This window comes from Telluria sp. ZT3P25 (genome assembly GCF_059685895.1).
In genome coordinates this window covers 148736-170093 of the sequence record NZ_JCASIJ010000002.1, presented here as the reverse complement: position 1 = coordinate 170093, position 21358 = coordinate 148736, and the positions used below count along the sequence as shown (strand labels likewise).

The window sequence follows — 21358 nt, the reverse complement described above, 5'->3', positions numbered from 1 at the left end:
TGTATCGACCGAAGGATTACGCGTAATACGCTTCGACTGTGCCTTTCAGCTTGATCAGCATCGGGCGGCCTTTGCGGTCGAGGGTCTTGCCGGCGGCGACCTTGATCCAGCCTTCGCTGATGCAATACTCTTCGACGTCGGTGCGATCCTTGTCGTTGAAGCGGATGCCGACGTCGTGCTGGAAGACGTCACGGTTGTGGAATGGGCTGCTCGGATCGATCGAGAGCCGGTCTGGGAGTGGGGGGCGGGTAGCGGTATCGTTCATGGTAGTGAAATTATCGCCCAAACCCTGCCGATGTGGCGCATTTGTTTCGCTTGCAGCTGGTATGCCGGTCAGGATGCGCGGTCTGTCGGTGTTCTTCGGTAACACCATTTTTTTCCTTTTACCAGCAATATGTCACAAAAATGTGACGGTAGAGATATACTATCTGGTCAATATCTTGCTTGTAACTGTTGGTGAAGAAAGAGTCTGAATGAAGTCCAGTCCGATTGCCGCCACCGCGCCGCCCATTCCCGCTCCTGTCAGCGAGGATGACATGCTCACGGCCCGGCAACTGTGCACCATCGCCGAACTGGGAGATGACGTGGCCTTTGCCATTGCGCTGCCGGCGGGGCGCGTGCGCTATCTGAGTCCGGCGTTTGCCGTTCTTAGCGGCTATGACGTCGCGACGCTGCAGTGCGCGCTCGACGGCGACAGTGCCTCGCCGCTGGCATCGTTGGCAGCGTGGTTGCGCACGACGGCAGCCGGCACGCCGGGGGTACGCAACCGGCGTGAATTCGATCTGTTCGACGCCGAGCGCCGCCCGCTGGCGCTGGAAGCGCTGGCCATCGTGCCGCCGGACGATGCCTCGACGCTGGTCGGCCTGTTGCGCGACCTGTCGGTCCGGCGCGGCCATGACAGCGAACACAAACGGTTCGCCAGCATGCTCAATCACGAATTTCGTACGCCCCTGGCGACGATCGATGGCGCGATCCAGCGGCTGGAAGCCACGTCCACCCATGCCGAGGAATCGGTGCGCGCCCGCTATCGCAAGATCGGCGCTGCGGTCGACCGCCTGATCGGGATGCTCGACGAATACCTGTCGCCGGACCGCATGGCCACGCTCGGGCGCACCCGCCAGCCCAACACGATCACGGTCGGTGAACTGATCGAGACCGGTGCTGCCCAGATCCGCGCCGCCGGACGCGAGGCCGTGTTGCAGCTCGATGATGTCGCGTCGATCCTGCGCGGTGAACCGGAAGGCCTGCGGCTGGCGCTGAAGGTCATGATCGACAATGCGCTGGCGTTTTCGCCGCCCGCCACCGACATCACGGTGCGCGTGCGACGCAGCGGTGGCGGTGTCGAGATCGCCGTACTCGATGGCGGCGCGGGCGTGCCGCCGGACGATGCGTCGCGGGTCTTCGACAAGGGCTATCGCGGCCGTAACGCCGCTGGCCTGTCCGGCAGTGGCCTGGGACTGTACATGGCGCGCTCGATCATCGAAGTCCACGGCGGTGTAATGAGCCTGGCGCCAGGGCAGCAGGGCGCCGGCGCAGAGTTCCGGCTCTGGATGCCGGCGCTGGTCTTATAGAGGTTATAGAGGAATAACTCCTTGCTTCGGGTAGCCTCAGCAGTGATAATCGGGACCGCGCTTCCGCGTGGATAACGCTACCATCGGTATCAACGACGGACAGGTGACTAATATGGCAAAGGCATGACGCAGATACTGATAGTTGAAGACAATGGCGAATACGCCGACGACATGGCCGAGTTCCTCAAGGAGCTGGACCACGACGTCACGATCGCCAGGACCGCCAGTGAAATGTGGGCGGCGCTGACGCGCACGCCGGCTGCGGTCGTGGTGCTCGACCTCGGGTTGCCAGATGAAGATGGCTTCAATGTCATCCCGCGCATGCGTCAGCTGTACCCGGAAATCGGGCTGCTGGTATTGACCGGTCGGGTGGCGTTCGACCACCGCATCCTGGGCCTGCGCCTGGGCGCCGACCATTATCTGACCAAGCCGATCAAGTTCCCGGAACTGGCCGCCCACATCGAGGCACTGGACCGTCGGGTGCGCCCGCAGGATCCGGCGCCGGCACCAAGCAAGTGGATGCTGCGCGTGAGCGCACGCCAGCTCGAGCTGATGGGCAAAGTGGTCGATCTGACCGAAAAGGAATGCAACTTCCTGCACCTGTTGACGATCAACACGCGCCCGGTACCGCGCCACGTCATCGTGGCCGGCATGGGTGGCGACGACCCCGACGCCAGCCGCCGCGTCGACATGCTCGTCTATCGCCTGCGCAAGAAAGCCCGCTCCGGCCTCGGCCAGGACCTCCCCCTGCGCAGCGCCTACGGCGAAGGCTACAGCCTCTCCGCCGGCTTCACTCTCTCCTGACCCGCCTCTGCCCTCCCACAATGAGGGTCAGAGTCGAATTATTGGCCAATTTCCACTCAGACAATTAGGGTCGGAGTCGAATTATTGGCCAATTTTCTTTGGTCAATTGTCTGCACGAATCAAATTGGCGCTGAAAGTCGCGGCAGAAATTGCGCCTGGGCTTTCGCCCGAATAATTGGGGACAGAGTCAGGCCGATTTTGACGGTGCTTGCGTTTAATTAGGGACAGAGTCATTTTCCATTGTAGAATTCTGGCTCATCGCACACATACGACGCCATGGCACGCCAACCCCGACTCATCGTTCCCGCGCAACCGCACCATGTAATCCAACGCGGCAATAACCGCCAGATCATTTACAGGGACGAAACGGATTACCAGCGTTTTCTCGTCTGGCTCAAGGAAGCTGCGCGGTTTTATGACGTGGCAATCCATGCCTATGTCCTGATGCCGAACCATGTCCACTTGCTGGCAACACCAAGCGACGCCACCGGCCTGGCGCTGATGATGCAGAAGGTCGGCCGACTCTATGTTCCATGGTTTAACCACAAGTATGAGCGCAGCGGTGGCTTGTTCGAGGGCCGTTTTCGCACGTCGCTGATCGACTCGGACCGGTATTTCATGACCTGCAGCCGCTATATCGAGCTCAATCCCGTGCGCGCGCAGTTGTCGGCAGGCCCGGGCGACTATCCATGGTCGAGCTATGCTCACCATGCGGGGGCGCGCCTCGATACGCTCGTCAGCGACCATAGCCTGTTCTGGGCACTGGGCAACACGCCATTCCAGCGCGAGGCGGCTTACATGGACATGGTCCAGCAAGGTTTGTCATCCGAAGAGGTTGATTTCATTACCACCTCGATTCTGAGAAACAAGCCACTGGGCTCGGACACCTTCAAAAGCCAGCTGGAGCAAAAAACACAACGCCAGATCTTGCCAGCCAAGCGTGGGCGACCATTTAATCTGCCTCTTCCACCGCTCGTACAAGCTTAAAAAAGGGCAATTCCCGACACAACGGCACGGTTATTCGTGCCGTTTTTTATTGTAAAAACCTTTTATATTCAATGGCTTAATTGCCAATGAAGAGCATATCGACACAGCATAATGACTCTGTCCCCAATTATCGCGTTTCTCAAAAAGTTGTCAAACAATTCGACTCTGACCCTAATTATTGAGGTTGACGGGGGATTTTGCATTGCACTATTCTCGGCATTCGATCCCGTAAAGATGTGGAGAATGTCGCATGATTGCCCAAGGTTTGTATGATCCCGCCAATGAACACGATGCTTGCGGTGTTGGCTTCATCGCCCATATCAAGGGCAACAAGAGTCATTCGATTGTTGAACAGGGTCTGTTGATTCTGAAGAACCTCGACCACCGGGGCGCGGTGGGCGCCGATGCGCTCATGGGCGACGGGGCGGGGATTCTGATCCAGATTCCGGACCAGTACTACCGCGACGAGATGGCGCGTCAGGGCGTCGAGTTGCCGCCCCCTGGCGAGTACGGCGTCGGCATGGTGTTCCTGCCGAAAGAGCATGCGTCGCGCATCGCCTGCGAGCAAGAGATCGAACGCGCCGTGCGCATCGAAGGCCAGGTCGTTCTTGGCTGGCGCAACGTGCCGGTCGATGCGACGATGCCGATGTCGCCGTTCGTGCGCGCCAAGGAGCCGGTGATCCGCCAGATCTTCATCGGCCGCGGCCCGGACATCATGGTCACCGATGCACTCGAGCGCAAACTGTATGTGATCCGCAAATCGTCCGGTCACGCGATCCAGGCCCTCAAACTCCTGCACGGCAAGGAATTCTTCGTGCCGTCGATGTCGGCGCGCACCGTCGTCTACAAGGGTCTGCTGCTGGCCGACCAGGTGGGCGTGTTCTACAAGGATCTGCAGGATCCGCGCTGCATCTCGGCGCTGGCCCTGGTCCACCAGCGCTTCTCGACCAACACCTTCCCCGAGTGGCCGCTGGCCCACCCGTACCGCCTGATCGCCCACAACGGCGAGATCAATACCGTCAAGGGCAACTTCAACTGGACCCGCGCGCGCGAAGGCATCCTCAAGTCGGCCGTACTGGGCGACGACTTGAACAAGCTGTTCCCGCTGATCTATGAAGGCCAGTCCGATACCGCCTGCTTCGACAACGCGCTCGAACTCCTGATCATGGCCGGCTACCCGATCGCCCAGGCGATGATGATGATGATCCCGGAAGCCTGGGAAAATCACGCGTCGATGGACGACAACCGCCGCGCCTTCTACGAATACCACGCCGCGATGATGGAGCCGTGGGACGGCCCGGCTGCGATGGCCTTCACCGATGGCCGCCATATCGGCGGTACGCTCGACCGCAACGGCCTGCGCCCGGCGCGCTACGTCATCACCGAGGACGATCTGGTCGTCATGGCGTCCGAATCGGGCGTGCTGCCGATTCCCGAATCGCGCATCGTCAAGAAGTGGCGCCTCCAGCCGGGCAAGATGTTCCTGATCGACCTCGAAGCGGGTCGCATCATCGACGACAAGGAACTGAAGGACACCTACGCCAACGCCAAGCCATACAAGGCCTGGATCAAGTCGGTGCGCATCAAACTCAATGAAATCAAGCTGACCGAATCGCAGCTGGCCGCCGGCCGCGCGAAGGATGCTCAGGGCGAAAAGCCGCCGCTGACGCTGCTCGACCGCCAGCAGGCGTTCGGCTACACGCAGGAAGACCTGAAGTTCCTGATGGCGCCGATGGCCGTGCTGGGTGAAGAAGCCACCGGCTCGATGGGCAACGACTCGCCGCTGGCCGTCACGTCCAACAAACTCAAGCCGCTGTATAACTACTTCAAGCAGCTGTTCGCGCAGGTGACCAATCCGCCGATCGATCCGATCCGAGAAAGCATGGTCATGTCGCTGGTCTCGTTCATCGGCCCCAAGCCGAACATCCTCGACACCAACAACGTCAACCCGCCGATGCGCCTCGAAGTCGCGCAGCCGATCCTGAACTTCGACGACATGGCGCGCCTGCGCAATATCAGCCAGCACACGGGCGGCAAGTTCAAGGCCTATGAGCTCAACATCTGCTACCCGGTCGCCTGGGGCAAGGAAGGCATCGAAGCCTCGCTGGCCTCGCTGTGCGCCGAAGCGGTCGATGCCGTCAAGTCGGGCCACAACATCCTGATCGTGTCCGACCGCCGCATGTCGCCCGACCTGGTCGCGATCCCTGCGCTGCTGGCCACCTCCAGCGTGCACCAGCACCTGGTGGCGCGCGGCCTGCGCGCCTCCGCCGGCCTCGTAATCGAAACCGGTTCGGCGCGCGAGACCCACCATTTCGCGCTGCTGGCCGGCTATGGCGCCGAAGCCGTGCACCCGTACCTGGCCCTGGAAACGCTGGCCGAACTGGCGCATGGCCTGCCGCAGGAATTGTCGGCCGAGACGGTGAGCTACAACTACATCAAGGCCGTCGGCAAAGGCCTGATGAAGGTGATGTCGAAGATGGGCATCTCCACCTACATGTCGTACTGCGGCGCGCAGATCTTCGAGGCCGTGGGCCTGAACAAGTCGCTGGTCGACAAGTACTTCAAGGGCACCTCGTCGAACATCGAAGGCATTGGCCTGTTCGAAGTGGCCGAAGAAGCGCTGCGCCTGCACGCGCTGGCCTTCGGCGCCGATCCGGTGCTGGCCAATGCGCTGGACGTCGGCGGCGAGTACGCCTTCCGCGTGCGCGGCGAAGACCACCTGTGGACGCCGGACACGATCGCCAAGCTGCAGCACGCAACGCGCGCCAACAACTTCTCGACCTATAAGGAATACGCGCAGCTGATCAACGACCAGACGCGCCGTCACCTGACGCTGCGTGGCCTCTTCGAATTCAAGATCGACCGCGACAAGGCGATCCCGATCGAAGAAGTCGAATCGGCCAAGGACATCGTCAAGCGCTTTGCCACCGGCGCCATGTCGCTCGGCTCGATCAGCACCGAAGCCCACGCCACGCTGGCCATCGCGATGAACCGCATTGGCGGCAAGAGCAATACGGGTGAGGGCGGCGAAGATCCGGCGCGCTACATGAATGAGTTCAAAGGCATCGCGATCAAGAAGGGCGAGTCGCTGGCGTCGCGCCTGGGCGATGGCCGCGTCGTGGTCGACATCCCGCTCGAAGACGGCGACTCGCTGCGTTCGAAAATCAAGCAGGTGGCGTCGGGCCGCTTTGGCGTCACTGCCGAATACCTGAACTCGGCCGATCAGATCCAGATCAAGATGGCGCAGGGCGCCAAGCCGGGCGAAGGCGGCCAGCTGCCGGGCCATAAAGTGTCCGAGTACATCGCGTCCCTGCGCTTCTCGGTGCCGGGTGTCGGCCTGATTTCGCCACCGCCGCACCACGACATCTATTCGATCGAAGACCTGGCCCAGCTGATTCACGACCTGAAAAACGTGAATCCGCGCGCCTCGATCTCGGTCAAGCTGGTGTCGGAAGTGGGCATCGGCACGGTCGCTGCCGGTGTCTCGAAAGCCAAGGCCGATCACATCGTCGTCGCCGGCCACGATGGCGGCACGGGCGCTTCGCCCCTGTCGTCGGTCAAGCACGCCGGCACGCCGTGGGAGCTGGGCCTGGCCGAGACCCAGCAGACGCTGGTGCTCAATGGCCTGCGCAGCCGTATCCGCCTGCAAGCGGACGGACAGATGCGCACCGGCCGCGACGTCGTCATCGCGGCGATGCTGGGCGCCGATGAAGTCGGCTTTGCCACCGCGCCGCTGGTGGTCGAGGGTTGCATCATGATGCGCAAGTGCCACCTCAATACCTGCCCGGTGGGCGTGGCCACGCAAGACCCGGTGCTGCGCGCGAAATTCCAGGGCAAACCCGAACACGTCGTGAACTACTTCTTCTTCGTCGCCGAAGAAGCGCGCCAGATCATGGCGCAGCTGGGCATTCGCACCTATGACGAACTGATTGGCCGCGCCGACCTGCTCGACAAATCCAAGGCGATCGGGCACTGGAAGGCGCAGGGCCTGGACTTTTCGAACATCTTCTACCAGCCGAAAGTCGAGAGCCAGCGCGCCCTGTTCCACACCGAAGGACAGGACCATGGCCTGGATAAAGCGCTCGATCACAAGCTGATCGCGCAAGCCAAGGCGGCCCTTGAGAAGGGCGAGCGCGTCTCGTTCATCTCGCCGGTCAAGAACCTGAATCGCACCGTCGGCGCCATGCTGTCGGGCGAAGTCGCCACGCGCTACGGCCATGCCGGCCTGCCGGACGACACGATCCACATCCAGCTGCAAGGCACGGCGGGCCAGTCGGCTGCTGCCTTCCTGGCCGGCGGCATCACGATGGACCTGGTCGGCGAAGGCAACGACTACGTCGGCAAGGGCTTGTCGGGCGGGCGCATCATCGTGCGGCCGAACACCGAGTTCCGTGGCTGGGCAGTCGACAACATCATCGTCGGTAACACGGTGCTGTATGGCGCGATCTCGGGCGAAGCCTTCTTCAACGGCGTGGCCGGCGAGCGCTTCGCGGTGCGTAACTCGGGCGCCACGGCCGTCGTCGAAGGCTGCGGCGACCACGGTTGCGAATACATGACCGGCGGGACCGTGGCGGTGCTGGGCGATACCGGTCGCAACTTCGCCGCCGGCATGTCGGGCGGTGTGGCCTTCGTGTACGACCCGAAGGGCGAATTCGAGGCGCGCTGCAACACGACGATGGTCAATCTCGAGCGCGTGCTGGCGTCGAAGGACCAGACCGACCCGGCAGCCTGGCACAGCCAGTCGCGCACCAGCGAGCGCGAGTCGGACGAAGCGATCCTGCGCCGCCTGATCGAGCGCCACTTCAAGTACACCGGCAGCACGCGCGCACGCAACCTGCTTGACGACTGGGCCAACAGCCGCAGCAAGTTCGTCAAGGTGTTCCCGACCGACTACAAGCGCGCGCTCGAAGAGATGCACTTCTCGAGCATGGAAGAAGCGAACGACAAGATCGATCAGGCCGCGTAAGCAGCCGCGGACCAACGACCAAGGAAAATATTGTGGGCAAAATTACCGGCTTCATGGAATTCGAACGGCAGGAAGAGGATCATCTCGAACCGGTCGCGCGTCTGAAGAACTACAAGGAATTCGTCATCACGCTGACCGACGCGCAGGCGAAGGTGCAGGGCGCGCGCTGCATGGATTGCGGCATCCCGTTCTGTAATACGGGCTGCCCGGTCAACAACATCATCCCGGACTGGAACGACCTGGTCTTCCATGGCAACTACCGCCACGCGCTGGAAAACCTGCACTCGACGAACAACTTCCCCGAGTTCACCGGCCGCATCTGCCCGGCGCCGTGCGAGTCGGCCTGTACGCTCGGGATCAACGACGACCCGGTCGGCATCAAGTCGATCGAGCGCAAGATCATCGATACCGGCTGGGAGCACGGCTGGGTGGTGCCGCAGCCGCCTGAACATCGTACGGGTCGCAAGGTCGCCGTCGTCGGCTCCGGGCCTGCCGGCCTGGCTGCAGCCCAGCAACTGGCGCGCGTCGGCCACGACGTGACGGTGTTCGAAAAGAGCGACCGCCTGGGCGGCCTGCTGCGTTACGGGATCCCCGACTTCAAGATGGAAAAGGACCTGATCGACCGTCGCGTCGAGCAGATGCAGGCCGAAGGCGTCACGTTCCGCACCGGCGTGTTGATCGGCAAGGATTTCCCGGCGAGCGTGAGCAATATGGCGCGCGACACCATCTTCCCGGAAGACCTGGAAAAAGAATTCGACGCCGTGATCATGGCCGGCGGCGCCGAACAGCCACGCGACCTGCCGGTACCGGGCCGCCAGCTCAAGGGCGTGCACTTTGCGATGGACTTCCTGCCGCAGCAAAACCGCGTCAATGCCGGCGACAAGCTGAAGGACCAGCTGAAAGCCACCGGCAAGCACGTGATCGTCATCGGCGGCGGCGACACCGGCTCGGACTGCGTCGGCACCTCGAACCGCCACGGCGCGGCGTCGGTGACGCAATTCGAACTGCTGCCGCAACCACCGGAACACGAAAACAAGCCGCTGGTCTGGCCTTACTGGCCAACGCGCCTGCGCACCTCGTCGTCGCACGAAGAAGGCTGCGAGCGCGACTGGGCGGTGGCGACCAAGCGCCTGGAAGGCAAGGGCGGCAAGGTGGAAAAGCTGATCGCCTGCCGCGTCGAATGGAAGGACGGCAAGATGACGGAAGTGCCGGATTCCGAGTTCGAACTGAAAGCCGACCTGGTGCTGCTGGCGATGGGCTTTGTCTCGCCGGTGCAGCAGGTGCTCGACGCGTTTGGCGTGCAGAAAGACCCACGCGGCAATGCGCGCGCCACCACCGAGGGCGACCTGGCCTATCAGACATCGAACCCGAAAGTATTTACGGCGGGCGACATGCGTCGTGGGCAGTCGCTGGTGGTGTGGGCGATTCGCGAAGGCCGTCAATGCGCGCGGGCAGTCGATGAGTTCCTGATGGGCGCATCGGTCTTGCCACGGTAAGACATATGGTCAATGGCGGTCGTGCAATGCGACCGCCATGTTCGCCGGCTTGCAGACAATCCGGCGACAAATGCATGACAAACTATTTATAAACTGTCACTTGCTAATTCGTAAAGCTATCCCCAATTGGATGCTGCGATGCAAAATAGCCTGACACGCTGTCGTCCTATCACGCGGCCTGTATCACGCGGTTTATGTAAATATGTTTCAATTATATTGATTCCTAACAAGGAATCGCAATATTGTCATGTATGCATAATCCAATGAAAACAATCGCTTACAACGTTAAATAGCTGACTGAACAGTTATTAGTGTTGTAATGTCACGTCGCCAGCCGGGGGTAAAATCAGGTCCCTCAAGCGGGTAAATAGCTTTCTGCACTACAATACCGGATTCCCTAACCTCAAATGATGCTGTGTCGAACCTAGTCGAAATCCGCGATCTGCATTTTGCTTACGGTGAGCGTTCCATTCTGTCGAATCTGCGCATGGATTTCCCACGTGGCAAGCTCATTGCTGTCATGGGCGGGTCCGGTTGTGGCAAGACGACAGTGTTGCGTCTCATCGGTGGCCAGATTCGCCCCCAGCGTGGCGAAGTCCGCATTGGCGGCGAAGTCGTGCACAGCCTCGATACGCAGGGCTTGTACCGCCTGCGCCGGCGCATGGGCATGCTGTTCCAGTTTGGCGCGCTGTTTACCGACCTGTCGGTGTTCGATAACGTGGCGTTTCCGCTGCGCGAGCACACCGACCTGTCCGAAGAACTCATCCGCGACCTCGTGCTCATGAAACTCAACGCCGTGGGTCTGCGCAATGCGCATCGCCTCAAACCGGCCGAGATTTCGGGCGGCATGGCGCGCCGCGTGGCTGTTGCACGCGCTGTAGCACTCGATCCTGAACTGATCATGTACGACGAGCCGTTCGCCGGCCTCGACCCGATCTCGATGGGCGTGACTGCCAACCTGATCCGCAACCTGAACGACGCCCTCGGCTCGACCTCGATCCTCGTCTCGCACGATGTGCAAGAGTGCTTCGCGATTGCCGATTACGTCTACTTTATGTCCGCTGGCAAGATCGTCGCGGAAGGCACGCCGACCGAACTGCGCGTGTCGACTGACCCGTACGTGCGCCAGTTCGTCAACGCCGAACCGGACGGTCCGGTGCCGTTCCATTATCCTGGCAAGACGCTGGCTGATGACCTGGGCCTGGGAGCGCGCACATGATCGCCCGCTTCCTTGGTTATGTCGGTTGTTCGGTGCGCGAAGGCCTCGCCGCGCTCGGTTTTGCCATTCGCTCGTTTTTCAGCATCCTGCGCGTGTCGCCCGGCGCGTTCCGCCGCCCGGGTTTGATTTCTGAGCAGATTCACTTCATCGGTAACTATTCACTGGTGATCATTGCCGTGTCCGGCCTGTTTGTCGGCATGGTGCTGGGCCTGCAGGGTTACTACACGCTGAACCAGTATGGCGCCGAGCAGATGCTGGGCCAGGTGGTCGCGCTGTCGCTCGTGCGCGAACTGGGTCCGGTCGTCACCGCGCTGCTGTTTGCCGGCCGTGCCGGCACGTCGCTGACGGCGCAGATTGGCCTCATGAAAGCAGGCGAGCAATTGTCGGCCATGGAAATGATGGCGATTAATCCGGTCCAACGGGTGCTGGCGCCGCGTTTCTGGGCAGGCGTGATCGCCATGCCAGTGCTGGCGACGGTGTTTTCGGCCGTCGGCGTGATGGGCGGCTATCTCGTTGGCGTGAAATTGATCGGCGTGGATGAAGGTTCTTTCTGGGCGCAGATGCAATCTGGCGTCGATGTGCGCGCTGACGTACTGAACGGCGTGATTAAAAGCTTTATCTTTGGCATCGCCGTGACCTTTACTGCTCTGTTCCAGGGGTACCAGGCCCAGCCGACGCCGGAAGACGTCTCGCGTGCGACCACGCGTACTGTCGTGATCGCATCGCTGCTGGTCTGGGGGCTGAACTTCGTCATGACCGCCCTGATGTTCAATAAATAACTAACACGGTTTTAGGGTAATAAAATGCATCGCAAAACTATCGACGTCTGGGTTGGCCTGTTCGTGCTGCTGGGTTTGGCTGCACTGCTGTTCCTGGCCTTCCAGGCCGGCAATCTGAAGTCCATGTCGTTCGGGCAGACGTATTCCGTCAGCGGCCGGTTCGACAATATCGGTGGCCTCAAGCCACAGGCGCCAGTCAAGAGCGCCGGTGTGGTGGTCGGTCGCGTGGGCGAGATCGCCTTTGACGACAAGAGCTTCCAGGCATCTGTGCGCCTCGATCTGGACACTGACTATAAATTCCCAAAAGACAGTTCGTTGAAGATTCTGACCGCAGGTCTGCTTGGCGAGCAATACATCGGTATCGAAGCCGGTGGTGACACGAACAATCTGGCTGAAGGCGACCGCATCATTCGCACGCAGTCGGCAACCGTCCTCGAAGACTTAATTAATCAATTTATCTACAGCAAGGCTGCTGATGGAAAGGAAGGTAGTCAATGAACTACACCAACACGCTTTCGCACGTGCGTCTCTGTGCCGCCGCCGCTGCTGTCCTGGTTCTGACCGGTTGCGCGACCACCGCGAACAATCCGCAGGATCCGCTCGAAGGCTATAACCGCGCCGTCTATTCGTTCAACGACGCTGTCGACCGCACCGTTCTCAAGCCGACCGCGACCGCCTACAAGAAGGTCGTACCGGGCTTTGCCCAGACCGGCGTAAACAATTTCTTTGGCAACCTGTCGGATGCCTGGAGTTCGATCAACAACCTGCTGCAAGGCAAGGGCGAAGCCGGCGCGACCGATTTCGGCCGCGTGGCGATCAACTCGACCTTCGGTATTTTCGGTCTGCTGGACATCGCGTCCGAAGCCGGCATGCAGAAGCACAACGAAGATTTCGGCCAAACGCTGGGAAAATGGGGCGTGCCGAGCGGTCCGTACTTGATCTTGCCGCTGCTGGGCCCATCTACGGTACGTGATACCGCAGCATTGCCAGCCGATTTCGCGGGCGACATCTGGACCTACAAGACGCCGGTGAACTGGCGCAATGTGGGTACGGGCGTTCGCATCATCGACAAACGTGCCACGCTGCTCGACGCCTCGGGCCTGATGGAAGACGCCGCACTGGACCGCTACGAGTTCCTGCGCGACGGCTACCTGCAGCGCCGCCAGAGCCAGGTCTATGACGGCAATGTGCCGCGCCAGGCTGATGACGTCGCCGAGCCAGCACCTTCCGAAACGAAGTAAGTTGAAAGGAATACGATGAAACCATTCATGCACCTGATCGCCGCCGCCGCAGTCACCGCTGCCTTTTCCACGAGCGTGATCGCCCAGCCTGCCGCCAGCGCCGAAGCGCCGGACGTGCTGGTCAAGCGCATCAGCGCCGAAGTGATCGACAGCGTCAAGAACGACAAGGCCATTCAGTCGGGCGACCGCAGCAAGATCATGGGTCTGGTCAATACCAAGATCCTGCCATACGTCGATGCCGAAAAAATGACGCAGCAAGCCGCTGGCCGCCACTGGCGCACCGCCACGCCGGACCAGCAAAAGCGCCTGACCACCGAGTTCCGTAACCTGCTGGTCTACACGTACTCCGGTGCGCTGTCGACCATCAAGAACGAAACCGTCGAGTTCAAGCCTATGCGCGCCGCCGCCACCGATACCGATGTCGAAGTGCGCTCGCAGGTCAACGTCGCACGCGGCGAGCCAATCACGCTGAACTATCGCCTGGCCAAGGGCAGCAACGGCTGGAAGATCTACGACGTGAACATCCTGGGCGCCTGGCTGGTCGAGACCTACAAGAGCACCTTCAACAGCGAGATCAGCAAGACCGGTGTCGATGGCCTGATCAAGCGCCTGGCTGACCGCAACGCGCAACTGGCGTCCAAGCCGCTGGCCGCACCGGCAACGAATGGCTGAGGCAAACCCCATGCTGACGATCGACGCCATGACCTTCGACAGCGCCAGTCTAGCGCTGGCGCAGGGTGAGGCAGCGATCAGCGCTGGCGAAACCGTGTTCGACCTGGCCGGCGTGAAGTCGGCCGATTCGTCGGGCGTGGCTCTGCTGCTGGCCTGGCAGCGCCGCGCACTGAGCGCCGGGCACCGGCTCACGTTCATCAACGTGCCGGACAACGTGCGCAAGCTCGCGGCCCTGTACGGGGTCGACACGCTGGTCGCACCAGCATGAATACGGGCAGCTTCGGCTGCCCGTTTTTTTTTGCGCGTTTCACCATGGGCGCCTGCACGGCGTCCCGCCGGGTTTCTCCGCCTGGCCCGCTTGACATGGCGATTTCACCTATAATGGACTGTTTCCCTGCACGGTCCTGGTGCGTTCCCCAGCCGGCCTCCGTTTTGTTTTGACTATCGCGCGTCGCGCCTCCCATTACGCATGACTGCAATCCAGATTGACCGTGTCGAGAAGAGCTACAAAGGCTTCAAGGCGCTCAAGGGCGTGTCCCTTTCCATCGAAGAGGGCGAGTTCTTTGGCCTGCTGGGCCCGAATGGCGCCGGCAAGACCACCCTCATTTCCACCATTGCGGGCCTGATCCGGCCCGACGCCGGCAGCGTGAAAATCCATGGCCACGATGTCGTGACCGATTTTCGCGAAGCGCGCAAGCGCCTGGGCGTCGTGCCGCAGGAGCTGGTGTTCGATCCGTTCTTCACGGTGCGCGAAACGCTGCGCCTGCAGTCGGGCTACTTCGACATCCGCAACAACGATGGCTGGATCGACGAAGTGATGCACAACCTCGACCTGACCGACAAGGCCGACGTCAACATGCGCGCGCTGTCGGGCGGCATGAAGCGGCGCGTCCTGGTGGCGCAGGCGCTCGTGCACCGTCCGCCGGTCATCGTGCTGGATGAACCGACCGCCGGCGTCGATGTCGAACTGCGCCAGACGCTGTGGAAGTTCATCGCGCGCCTGAACCGCGAAGGCGGCCACACGGTGGTGCTCACCACCCACTACCTCGAAGAAGCGCAGGCCATGTGCCAGCGCGTGGCGATGCTCAAGCAGGGCAATGTGGTGGCGCTCGACACGATGAGCACCCTGCTGCGCCGCGTCTCGGGTTCGCAGCTGGTCGTGCATCTGAAGTCCGGCACGCTGCCGGCTGAACTGCGTCCGCTCGTGTCGCATGACGAACCCAATAACGGCAACAACAAATACACGCTGCGCGTGAACGACTACGCCGACGTCGAACCGATCCTGGCGCGCCTGCGCGAAGCCGGCGCCATCATCGACGAGATGCAACTGCAGCAGGCCGACCTGGAAGACATCTTCATCCAGATCATGGAAGAGGGCAAACAATGAATCTGTTCTCCATCGGGTTCCGTACCCTGTTCTACAAAGAGTCGCTGCGCTTCTGGAAGGTGGCCACGCAAACCGTCGCCGCGCCGGTCGTCACCGCCATGCTGTACCTCGTCATCTTCGGCCATGTGCTCGATGGCCGGGTCGAGATGCTCCAGGGCGTGGCCTACACGTCGTTCCTGATTCCTGGCCTCGTGATGATGAGCGTGCTGCAAAATGCCTTCGCCAATTCGTCGTCGTCGCTGATCCAGTCCAAGATCAGTGGCAACCTCGTGTTCATCCTGCTCGCGCCGCTGTCGCACGCCGAGATCCTGGCGGCGTATGTCGGCGCGGCGGTGCTGCGCGGGATCGCCGTCGGCGCCGGCGTGTTCGCGATTACCGCGTGGTTCGCGCACCTGACGTTCGTCGCGCCCGTGTGGATCGTCGTGTTCGCGATCCTGGGCGCAGCCATTCTCGGCACGATGGGCGTCATCGCCGGCATCTGGGCCGAAAAATTCGACCAGCTGGCCGCGTTCCAGAACTTTTTGATCATGCCGGCCACGTTCCTGGCCGGGGTGTTCTATTCGGTACAAAAACTGCCGCCATTCTGGCTGGCCGTCTCGCATTTCAACCCGTTCTTTTATATGATTGACGGGTTCCGTTACGGGTTCTTCGGCCAGTCCGACGTGTCGCCGTGGACCAGCCTGGCCATCGTGTCCGTGTTCTTCGCGGTGCTGACGGCCATGGCGATCAACCTGCTCAAGCGCGGCTACAAGCTGCGCCACTAAAAATTTTTGGAGTTATCGTGGCCACCACACCCGAACTGATACACGGCTATCTCAGCGCCGGCCTTGAATGCACCCACCTGACCGTCAATGGCGACGGCCAGCACTTCGAGGCGGTGATCGTCTCGCCGGCGTTCTTCGGCAAGCGCTCGATCCAGCGCCACCAGATCGTGTACGCCGCGCTGGGCGACCGCATGCGCGAGGAAATCCACGCGCTGTCGATGAAAACCCTGACCCCTGAAGAATTCAAAGGCTAATCATGGACAAGCTCCAGATCGTCGGCGGCAAACGCCTGCAAGGTGACATCGCGATTTCCGGCGCCAAGAATGCGGCGCTGCCCATCCTGTGCGCGGGCCTGCTCACCGCGGGTGACCTGCACCTGTCCAACGTGCCACGCCTGCATGACGTGCGCACGATGCTCAAGCTGCTGGAAACCACCGGCCTGAAAATCGATCTGGACGACGAACACGTCACCATGAACGGCAGCGCGATCGACAACCTGGTCGCGCCGTACGAACTGGTGAAAACCATGCGCGCCTCGATCCTGGTGCTGGGCCCCCTGCTGGCGCGCTTCGGCGAAGCCAAGGTCTCGCTGCCGGGTGGCTGCGCCATCGGTTCGCGCCCGGTCGACCAGCACATCCAGGGCCTGCGCGCGATGGGCGCCGAGATCACGATCGAAGGCGGCTACATCCACGCCAGGGCCACGAAGCTCAAGGGCGCGCGCATCCGCACCGACATGATCACCGTGACCGGCACCGAGAACCTGCTCATGGCCGCAACGCTGGCCGACGGCGAGACGGTGCTCGAAAACGCCGCGCGCGAGCCGGAAGTGACCGACCTGGCCAATCTGCTGGTGGCCATGGGCGCGAAGATCGAGGGCATCGGCACTGACCGCCTGGTGATCCAGGGCGTGCCGGAACTGCATGGCGCCAGCCACGCGGTGATCTCGGACCGCATCGAAGCGGCGACCTTCCTGTGCGCCGTCGCGGCCACCGGCGGCGACATCCAGCTGACCAATACCCGCACCGACATCTTTGACGTGGCGCTCGATAAACTGCGCGAAATCGGCCTGCAGCTGACTGTTGGCGCGGACACCATCCGCGCGAAGATGGATGGCCGCCCGCAGCCGGTGTCGTTCCGCACGACCGAGTATCCGGGCTTCCCGACCGACATGCAGGCGCAGTTCATGGCTGTGAACACCATCGCCGGCGGCGCCTCGCGCGTGACCGAAACGATCTTCGAGAACCGCTTCATGCACGTGCAAGAGATGAACCGTCTCGGCGCGCAGATCACGACCGACGGCAATACCGCGTTCATCGACGGCGTCACGCGCCTGATCGGCGCACCGGTCATGGCAACCGACCTGCGCGCCTCGGCTTCGCTCGTCATTGCCGGCATGGCGGCCGAAGGCACGACGCTGATCGACCGCATCTACCACCTCGATCGCGGCTACGACCGCATGGAAGTGAAGCTGTCGGCGGTGGGCGCCGACATCGTCCGCATCAAGTAATCACATCGAATCACCATGACTTTTACCAGCAATACGGACGAGACCCAGCTGATCCTGGCGCTGTCCAAGGGCCGCATCTTCGAGGACACCCTGCCGCTGTTGTCGGCCGCCGGGATCGAGGTGCTGGAAAACCCAGAGACTTCGCGCAAGCTGATCCTGCCGACCAATGACCCGGGCGTGCGCGTGCTGATCGTGCGCGCCTCGGACGTGCCGACCTACGTCCAGTACGGCGCTGCCGATTTCGGCGTGGCCGGCAAGGACGTGCTGCTCGAGCATGGCGGCGAGGGGCTGTACCAGCCGATCGACCTGCGCATCGCCGAATGCCGCATGTCGGTCGCGGTCAACGCGGGCTTCGACTACGAAAGCGCCGTGCGCCAGGGCGCGCGCCTGCGCGTGGCGACCAAGTTCGTCAACACGGCGCGCGAGCACTTTGCCCGCAAGGGCGTGCACGTCGACCTGATCAAGCTGTATGGCTCGATGGAGCTGGCGCCGCTGGTGGGCCTGTCCGACGCCATCGTCGACGTGGTCTCGACCGGCGGCACGCTGCGCGCCAACAACCTGGTCGAAGTCGAAAAGATCATGGACATCTCCTCGCGCCTGGTGGTCAACCAGGCTGCGCTCAAGCTCAAGCGCGAGCGCCTGCAACCGATCCTGGACGCGTTTGAACGCGCATCCAAAGCAAAAGGCTAGACCCAAAATGGCAGTACAGATCCGCAAGCTCGATTCGACCGCACCCGACTTCACCACCACGCTAAGCGCGCTGCTCGCGTTTGAAGCCGAAACCGACGACGCCATCGAACTGGCCGTGGCCGGCATCCTGCGCGATGTAAAAGCGCGGGGCGACGCCGCCGTGCTCGACTACACGAACAAATTCGACCGCATCCCGAACGGCGGCGCCACGAGCATGGCGCAGTTCGACATTGGTCAGGCCGAGCTCGAAGCCGCACTGGCTGCACTGCCCGACGACCAGCGCGCCGCGCTGCAGGTGGCGGCCGACCGTGTGCGCGTGTACCACGAGCGTCAGAAAGAATCGTCCACCGGCTTCACCTTCACCGAGCCTGACGGCACCGTGCTGGGCCAGCGCGTGACGCCCCTGGACCGGGTCGGCATCTATGTCCCGGGTGGCAAGGCAGCGTATCCGTCGTCGGTCCTGATGAACGCGATTCCCGCCCACGTGGCTGGCGTCAAGGAAATCATCATGGTCGTGCCGACGCCGGACGGCGTGAAGAACCAGATGGTGCTGGCTGCGGCGGCAATTGCGGGCGTCACGCGCGTGATCACCATTGGCGGCGCGCAGGCCGTCGGCGCGCTCGCGTATGGCACCGAGACCATTCAAGCCGTCGACAAGATCGTCGGCCCCGGCAACGCGTATGTCGCCGCCGCCAAGCGCCGCGTGTTCGGCACGGTGGGTATCGACATGATCGCGGGTCCGTCCGAAATCCTCGTGCTGTGCGACGGCACGACCGATCCCGACTGGATCGCGATGGACCTGTTTTCGCAGGCCGAGCACGACGAACTGGCGCAGGCAATCCTGCTGTGCCCCGACGCCGACTACATCGCCAAGGTCGAAGCGAGCATCCAGAAGCTGCTGCCAACGATGCCGCGCGCAGCCACCATCACCACGTCGCTGGGCGACCGCGGCGCCTTGATCAAGGTGCGCAGCATGGATGAAGCATGCGAGATCGCCAGCAGCATCGCGGCCGAACACCTCGAGATCTCGGCTGAAGATCCACAACAGTGGGCCGATAAAATCCGCCACGCCGGCGCGATGTTCCTGGGCCGTTACTCGTCCGAATCGCTGGGCGACTATTGCTGCGGCCCGAACCACGTGCTGCCGACGTCGCGCACGGCGCGCTTCTCTTCGCCGCTGGGCGTGTACGATTTCCAGAAACGCTCGTCGATCATCCAGGTCAGCGAAGCGGGTGCGCAAACGCTGGGCAAGGTCGCGGCCACGCTGGCGTATGGCGAAGGCCTGCAGGCGCACGCGCGCAGCGCGGAACTACGACTGGACCCAGTCCCACCCCAGGCATCATGAGCGACTGGGTCAACCAGGTATTCTGCGAGGATGCGCTGTCAGGATTGGCGCGCATCCCGGACGGGTCCATCGACCTGATCCTGACTGACCCGCCGTACAACCTGGGCAAGGACTACGGTAACGCCTCGGACCAGCAAAGCGTCGAGGCCTACCTGGCCTGGACCGAGCAGTGGATCGACGCGGCGGTGCCGAAGCTCAAGCCCAACGGCAGCCTGTACATTTTTCTCACGTGGCGCTTCACGCCCGAGATCTTCGTGATGCTGAAAAAACGCATGACGATGATGAACGAGATCATCTGGGACCGCCGCGTGCCGTCGATGGGCGGCAGCGTGCGCAGCTTCTCGTCGGTGCACGACACGATCGGCTTTTTCGCCAACCGCAAGGATTATTACTTCGACCTGGACGCCGTGCGCATTCCGTATGACGCCGCGACCAAGAAGGCCCGCTCGCGCTCGATCTTCATCGGCGCCAAGTGGCTCGAAGTGGGCTACAACCCGAAGGACGTCTGGAGCGTGTCGCGCCTGCACCGCGAGCATCCGGAGCGCGCCGACCACCCGACGCAAAAGCCCCTCGAGATCATCGAGCGCATGGTCAAGGCCTCGTGCCCGCCGGGCGGCATCGTGCTCGACCCGTTCATGGGCAGCGGCACGACGGCCATCGCCGCCAAGCGCCTGGGGCGCCAGTTCACCGGCTTCGAACTCAATCCCGCGTATTGCGCCATCATCCACGAGCGCCTGGCGGCGCCGGAGGTGCCGCTGACCGGGGCAAAAAAACGCAAGGCGGCCAAGGCCGCCATGGCCACACTCTCCACGGAAGAAACTTCATGACCGACATCGCCAAACTGATCGAGAACACCATCCGCGCCGACGTGCGCGCCGTGGGCGGATACCACGTGCCGGACTCGGTTGGCTACGTCAAGCTCGACGCGATGGAAAACCCGTACCAGCTGCCGGACGCGCTGCGCACGCAACTCGGCGCGCGCCTGGCCGATGCGGCGCTGAACCGCTATCCGGTGCCGTCGTACCGCACGCTGAAGGACGCCATCTGCGCCAAGCTGGGCATCCCGGCCGGCTACGACGTCCTGCTCGGCAATGGCTCGGATGAGCTGATCACGATCCTGGCGACCACGATCGCGCGCCAGGAACGCGACGGTTCGAAGCGCGCCGTGGTCATGGCGCCGGTGCCGGCGTTCGTGATGTTTTCGCGCTCGGCGCAGTTTGCCGGCGCCGATTTTGTCGGCGTGCCGATCAAGCCCGACTTTTCGCTGGACCTGCCGGCCATGCTGGCGGCCATCGACGAGCACAAGCCGTCGCTGGTCTTCCTCGCCTACCCGAACAACCCGACCGGCAACCTGTACGACGCGGCCGACATGGAAGCGATCATCACGGCGCTGGGCGAGCATGGCGTGGTCGTCGTCGACGAAGCCTACCAGCCGTTCGCCAAGGTCAGCTTCATGGACCGCCTGCCGCAGCATCCGAACCTGATCGTGATGCGCACGCTGTCCAAACTCGGCCTGGCCGGCATCCGCCTCGGGTACATGGCAGCGGCCGCGCCGCTGCTGGCCGAATTCGAGAAGGTGCGCCCGCCCTACAACGTGAATATCCTGACCCAGGTGGCGGCCGAATTCGCCCTCGAGCATCTGGATGTGCTGGACCGCCAGGCCGAGCTGCTCAATGTCGAGCGTACCCGCCTGGCCGCGGAACTGGCTGGCCTGCCGGGTGTGGAAGTGTTCCCGTCGGCTGCCAATTTCATCGCGCTGCGCGTGCCCGATGCCGAGCGCGCCTGCAAGCTTCTCCACGGCGAGAAGGTCCTGATCAAAAATTTGAGTAAAATGCACACATTGCTGGCCAACTGCATCCGCGTCACGGTCAGCACGCCGCAAGAAAACGACCAGTTCCTGACCGCCCTGAAGGCTTCCCTGTAGTAGCGT

20 protein-coding genes are annotated in these 21358 nt (G+C 62.3%); 19 read left to right on the top strand and 1 reads right to left on the bottom strand.

Features of this window, described 5'->3' with window-relative positions:
* Window positions 1-16: 16 nt before the first annotated feature.
* A complete protein-coding gene (locus AC56LY_RS19255) occupies window positions 17-265 on the bottom strand; it encodes a DUF3297 family protein (RefSeq protein WP_499570941.1) in 249 nt (82 codons plus the stop codon).
* Window positions 266-473: 208 nt separating this feature from the next.
* On the opposite strand from AC56LY_RS19255, the gene AC56LY_RS19250 reads away from it, so the two are divergent.
* The 19 genes from AC56LY_RS19250 to hisC all read left to right on the top strand — a co-directional run bounded on the left by AC56LY_RS19250 (window position 474) and on the right by hisC (window position 21352).
* Window positions 474-1571: a sensor histidine kinase gene (locus tag AC56LY_RS19250; RefSeq protein ID WP_499582320.1), complete on the top strand. Its 1098-nt coding sequence runs from the start codon at window positions 474-476 to the stop codon at window positions 1569-1571.
* Window positions 1572-1694: 123 nt separating this feature from the next.
* Window positions 1695-2375: a response regulator transcription factor gene (locus tag AC56LY_RS19245; protein WP_183555085.1), complete on the top strand. Its 681-nt coding sequence runs from the start codon at window positions 1695-1697 to the stop codon at window positions 2373-2375.
* A 276-nt stretch (window positions 2376-2651) separates the two neighbouring features.
* Window positions 2652-3362, top strand: a complete 711-nt coding sequence (locus tag AC56LY_RS19240) for a transposase (protein WP_499582318.1) — start codon at window positions 2652-2654, stop codon at window positions 3360-3362.
* 250 nt (window positions 3363-3612) lie between these two features.
* On the top strand, window positions 3613-8328 hold the full coding sequence (locus AC56LY_RS19235) for a glutamate synthase-related protein (RefSeq protein WP_499582316.1): 4716 nt from the start codon (window positions 3613-3615) through the stop codon (window positions 8326-8328).
* Between the two features lie 32 nt (window positions 8329-8360).
* Window positions 8361-9824 carry a glutamate synthase subunit beta gene (locus tag AC56LY_RS19230; RefSeq protein WP_499582314.1) on the top strand — a complete coding sequence of 488 codons (1464 nt, stop codon included), beginning with the start codon at window positions 8361-8363 and terminating at the stop codon, window positions 9822-9824.
* A gap of 415 nt (window positions 9825-10239) precedes the next feature.
* Complete coding sequence (locus tag AC56LY_RS19225) at window positions 10240-11043, top strand: ABC transporter ATP-binding protein (RefSeq protein ID WP_258836823.1); 804 nt, start codon at window positions 10240-10242, stop codon at window positions 11041-11043.
* On the top strand, window positions 11040-11822 hold the full coding sequence (gene mlaE / locus AC56LY_RS19220) for a lipid asymmetry maintenance ABC transporter permease subunit MlaE (RefSeq protein WP_499582311.1): 783 nt from the start codon (window positions 11040-11042) through the stop codon (window positions 11820-11822). The genes AC56LY_RS19225 and mlaE overlap by 4 nt, the downstream gene beginning before the upstream one ends.
* A gap of 24 nt (window positions 11823-11846) precedes the next feature.
* Window positions 11847-12320, top strand: a complete 474-nt coding sequence (gene mlaD, locus AC56LY_RS19215; RefSeq protein WP_183555097.1) for an outer membrane lipid asymmetry maintenance protein MlaD — start codon at window positions 11847-11849, stop codon at window positions 12318-12320.
* The gene (locus AC56LY_RS19210) at window positions 12317-13063 is read left to right on the top strand and encodes an MlaA family lipoprotein (RefSeq protein ID WP_499582309.1); all 747 of its coding nucleotides are present in this window, start codon (window positions 12317-12319) and stop codon (window positions 13061-13063) included. The genes mlaD and AC56LY_RS19210 overlap by 4 nt, the downstream gene beginning before the upstream one ends.
* Before the next feature lie 15 nt (window positions 13064-13078).
* Complete coding sequence (locus AC56LY_RS19205) at window positions 13079-13735, top strand: MlaC/ttg2D family ABC transporter substrate-binding protein (protein WP_499582307.1); 657 nt, start codon at window positions 13079-13081, stop codon at window positions 13733-13735.
* Between the two features lie 10 nt (window positions 13736-13745).
* Entirely contained in the window at window positions 13746-14003 is a 258-nt protein-coding gene (locus tag AC56LY_RS19200) for an STAS domain-containing protein (RefSeq protein WP_499582305.1), read from the top strand.
* Between the two features lie 201 nt (window positions 14004-14204).
* Window positions 14205-15122 (top strand): ABC transporter ATP-binding protein, encoded by a 918-nt coding sequence (locus AC56LY_RS19195; RefSeq protein WP_499582303.1) that lies wholly within the window; start codon window positions 14205-14207, stop codon window positions 15120-15122.
* A complete protein-coding gene (locus AC56LY_RS19190; RefSeq protein ID WP_499582301.1) occupies window positions 15119-15886 on the top strand; it encodes an ABC transporter permease in 768 nt (255 codons plus the stop codon). The genes AC56LY_RS19195 and AC56LY_RS19190 overlap by 4 nt, the downstream gene beginning before the upstream one ends.
* Before the next feature lie 17 nt (window positions 15887-15903).
* Window positions 15904-16140 carry a BolA family protein gene (locus tag AC56LY_RS19185; protein WP_499582299.1) on the top strand — a complete coding sequence of 79 codons (237 nt, stop codon included), beginning with the start codon at window positions 15904-15906 and terminating at the stop codon, window positions 16138-16140.
* A 2-nt stretch (window positions 16141-16142) separates the two neighbouring features.
* Window positions 16143-17393: a UDP-N-acetylglucosamine 1-carboxyvinyltransferase gene (gene murA, locus AC56LY_RS19180; protein WP_499582297.1), complete on the top strand. Its 1251-nt coding sequence runs from the start codon at window positions 16143-16145 to the stop codon at window positions 17391-17393.
* Between the two features lie 15 nt (window positions 17394-17408).
* The gene (gene hisG / locus AC56LY_RS19175) at window positions 17409-18083 is read left to right on the top strand and encodes an ATP phosphoribosyltransferase (protein WP_183555113.1); all 675 of its coding nucleotides are present in this window, start codon (window positions 17409-17411) and stop codon (window positions 18081-18083) included.
* A 7-nt stretch (window positions 18084-18090) separates the two neighbouring features.
* The gene (hisD, locus tag AC56LY_RS19170) at window positions 18091-19428 is read left to right on the top strand and encodes a histidinol dehydrogenase (RefSeq protein WP_499582295.1); all 1338 of its coding nucleotides are present in this window, start codon (window positions 18091-18093) and stop codon (window positions 19426-19428) included.
* Window positions 19425-20255, top strand: a complete 831-nt coding sequence (locus AC56LY_RS19165) for a DNA-methyltransferase (RefSeq protein WP_499582293.1) — start codon at window positions 19425-19427, stop codon at window positions 20253-20255. Before hisD ends, AC56LY_RS19165 begins: the two co-directional genes overlap by 4 nt.
* Window positions 20252-21352, top strand: coding sequence for a histidinol-phosphate transaminase (hisC, locus tag AC56LY_RS19160; RefSeq protein WP_499582291.1), 1101 nt, complete (start codon window positions 20252-20254; stop codon window positions 21350-21352). The genes AC56LY_RS19165 and hisC overlap by 4 nt, the downstream gene beginning before the upstream one ends.
* The last annotated feature ends 6 nt before the right edge of the window (window positions 21353-21358 follow it).

What these genes read in the sequence shown, in the direction of transcription:
- AC56LY_RS19255 (WP_499570941.1), bottom strand. Translation starts at nt 265, where the DNA reads ATGAACGATACCGCTACCCGCCCCCCACTCCCAGACCGGCTCTCGATC.
- AC56LY_RS19250 (WP_499582320.1), top strand. Translation starts at nt 474, where the DNA reads ATGAAGTCCAGTCCGATTGCCGCCACCGCGCCGCCCATTCCCGCTCCT.
- AC56LY_RS19245 (WP_183555085.1), top strand. Translation starts at nt 1,695, where the DNA reads ATGACGCAGATACTGATAGTTGAAGACAATGGCGAATACGCCGACGAC.
- AC56LY_RS19240 (WP_499582318.1), top strand. Translation starts at nt 2,652, where the DNA reads ATGGCACGCCAACCCCGACTCATCGTTCCCGCGCAACCGCACCATGTA.
- AC56LY_RS19235 (WP_499582316.1), top strand. Translation starts at nt 3,613, where the DNA reads ATGATTGCCCAAGGTTTGTATGATCCCGCCAATGAACACGATGCTTGC.
- mlaE (WP_499582311.1), top strand. Translation starts at nt 11,040, where the DNA reads ATGATCGCCCGCTTCCTTGGTTATGTCGGTTGTTCGGTGCGCGAAGGC.
- mlaD (WP_183555097.1), top strand. Translation starts at nt 11,847, where the DNA reads ATGCATCGCAAAACTATCGACGTCTGGGTTGGCCTGTTCGTGCTGCTG.
- AC56LY_RS19210 (WP_499582309.1), top strand. Translation starts at nt 12,317, where the DNA reads ATGAACTACACCAACACGCTTTCGCACGTGCGTCTCTGTGCCGCCGCC.
- AC56LY_RS19205 (WP_499582307.1), top strand. Translation starts at nt 13,079, where the DNA reads ATGAAACCATTCATGCACCTGATCGCCGCCGCCGCAGTCACCGCTGCC.
- AC56LY_RS19200 (WP_499582305.1), top strand. Translation starts at nt 13,746, where the DNA reads ATGCTGACGATCGACGCCATGACCTTCGACAGCGCCAGTCTAGCGCTG.
- AC56LY_RS19195 (WP_499582303.1), top strand. Translation starts at nt 14,205, where the DNA reads ATGACTGCAATCCAGATTGACCGTGTCGAGAAGAGCTACAAAGGCTTC.
- AC56LY_RS19190 (WP_499582301.1), top strand. Translation starts at nt 15,119, where the DNA reads ATGAATCTGTTCTCCATCGGGTTCCGTACCCTGTTCTACAAAGAGTCG.
- murA (WP_499582297.1), top strand. Translation starts at nt 16,143, where the DNA reads ATGGACAAGCTCCAGATCGTCGGCGGCAAACGCCTGCAAGGTGACATC.
- hisG (WP_183555113.1), top strand. Translation starts at nt 17,409, where the DNA reads ATGACTTTTACCAGCAATACGGACGAGACCCAGCTGATCCTGGCGCTG.
- hisD (WP_499582295.1), top strand. Translation starts at nt 18,091, where the DNA reads ATGGCAGTACAGATCCGCAAGCTCGATTCGACCGCACCCGACTTCACC.
- AC56LY_RS19165 (WP_499582293.1), top strand. Translation starts at nt 19,425, where the DNA reads ATGAGCGACTGGGTCAACCAGGTATTCTGCGAGGATGCGCTGTCAGGA.
- hisC (WP_499582291.1), top strand. Translation starts at nt 20,252, where the DNA reads ATGACCGACATCGCCAAACTGATCGAGAACACCATCCGCGCCGACGTG.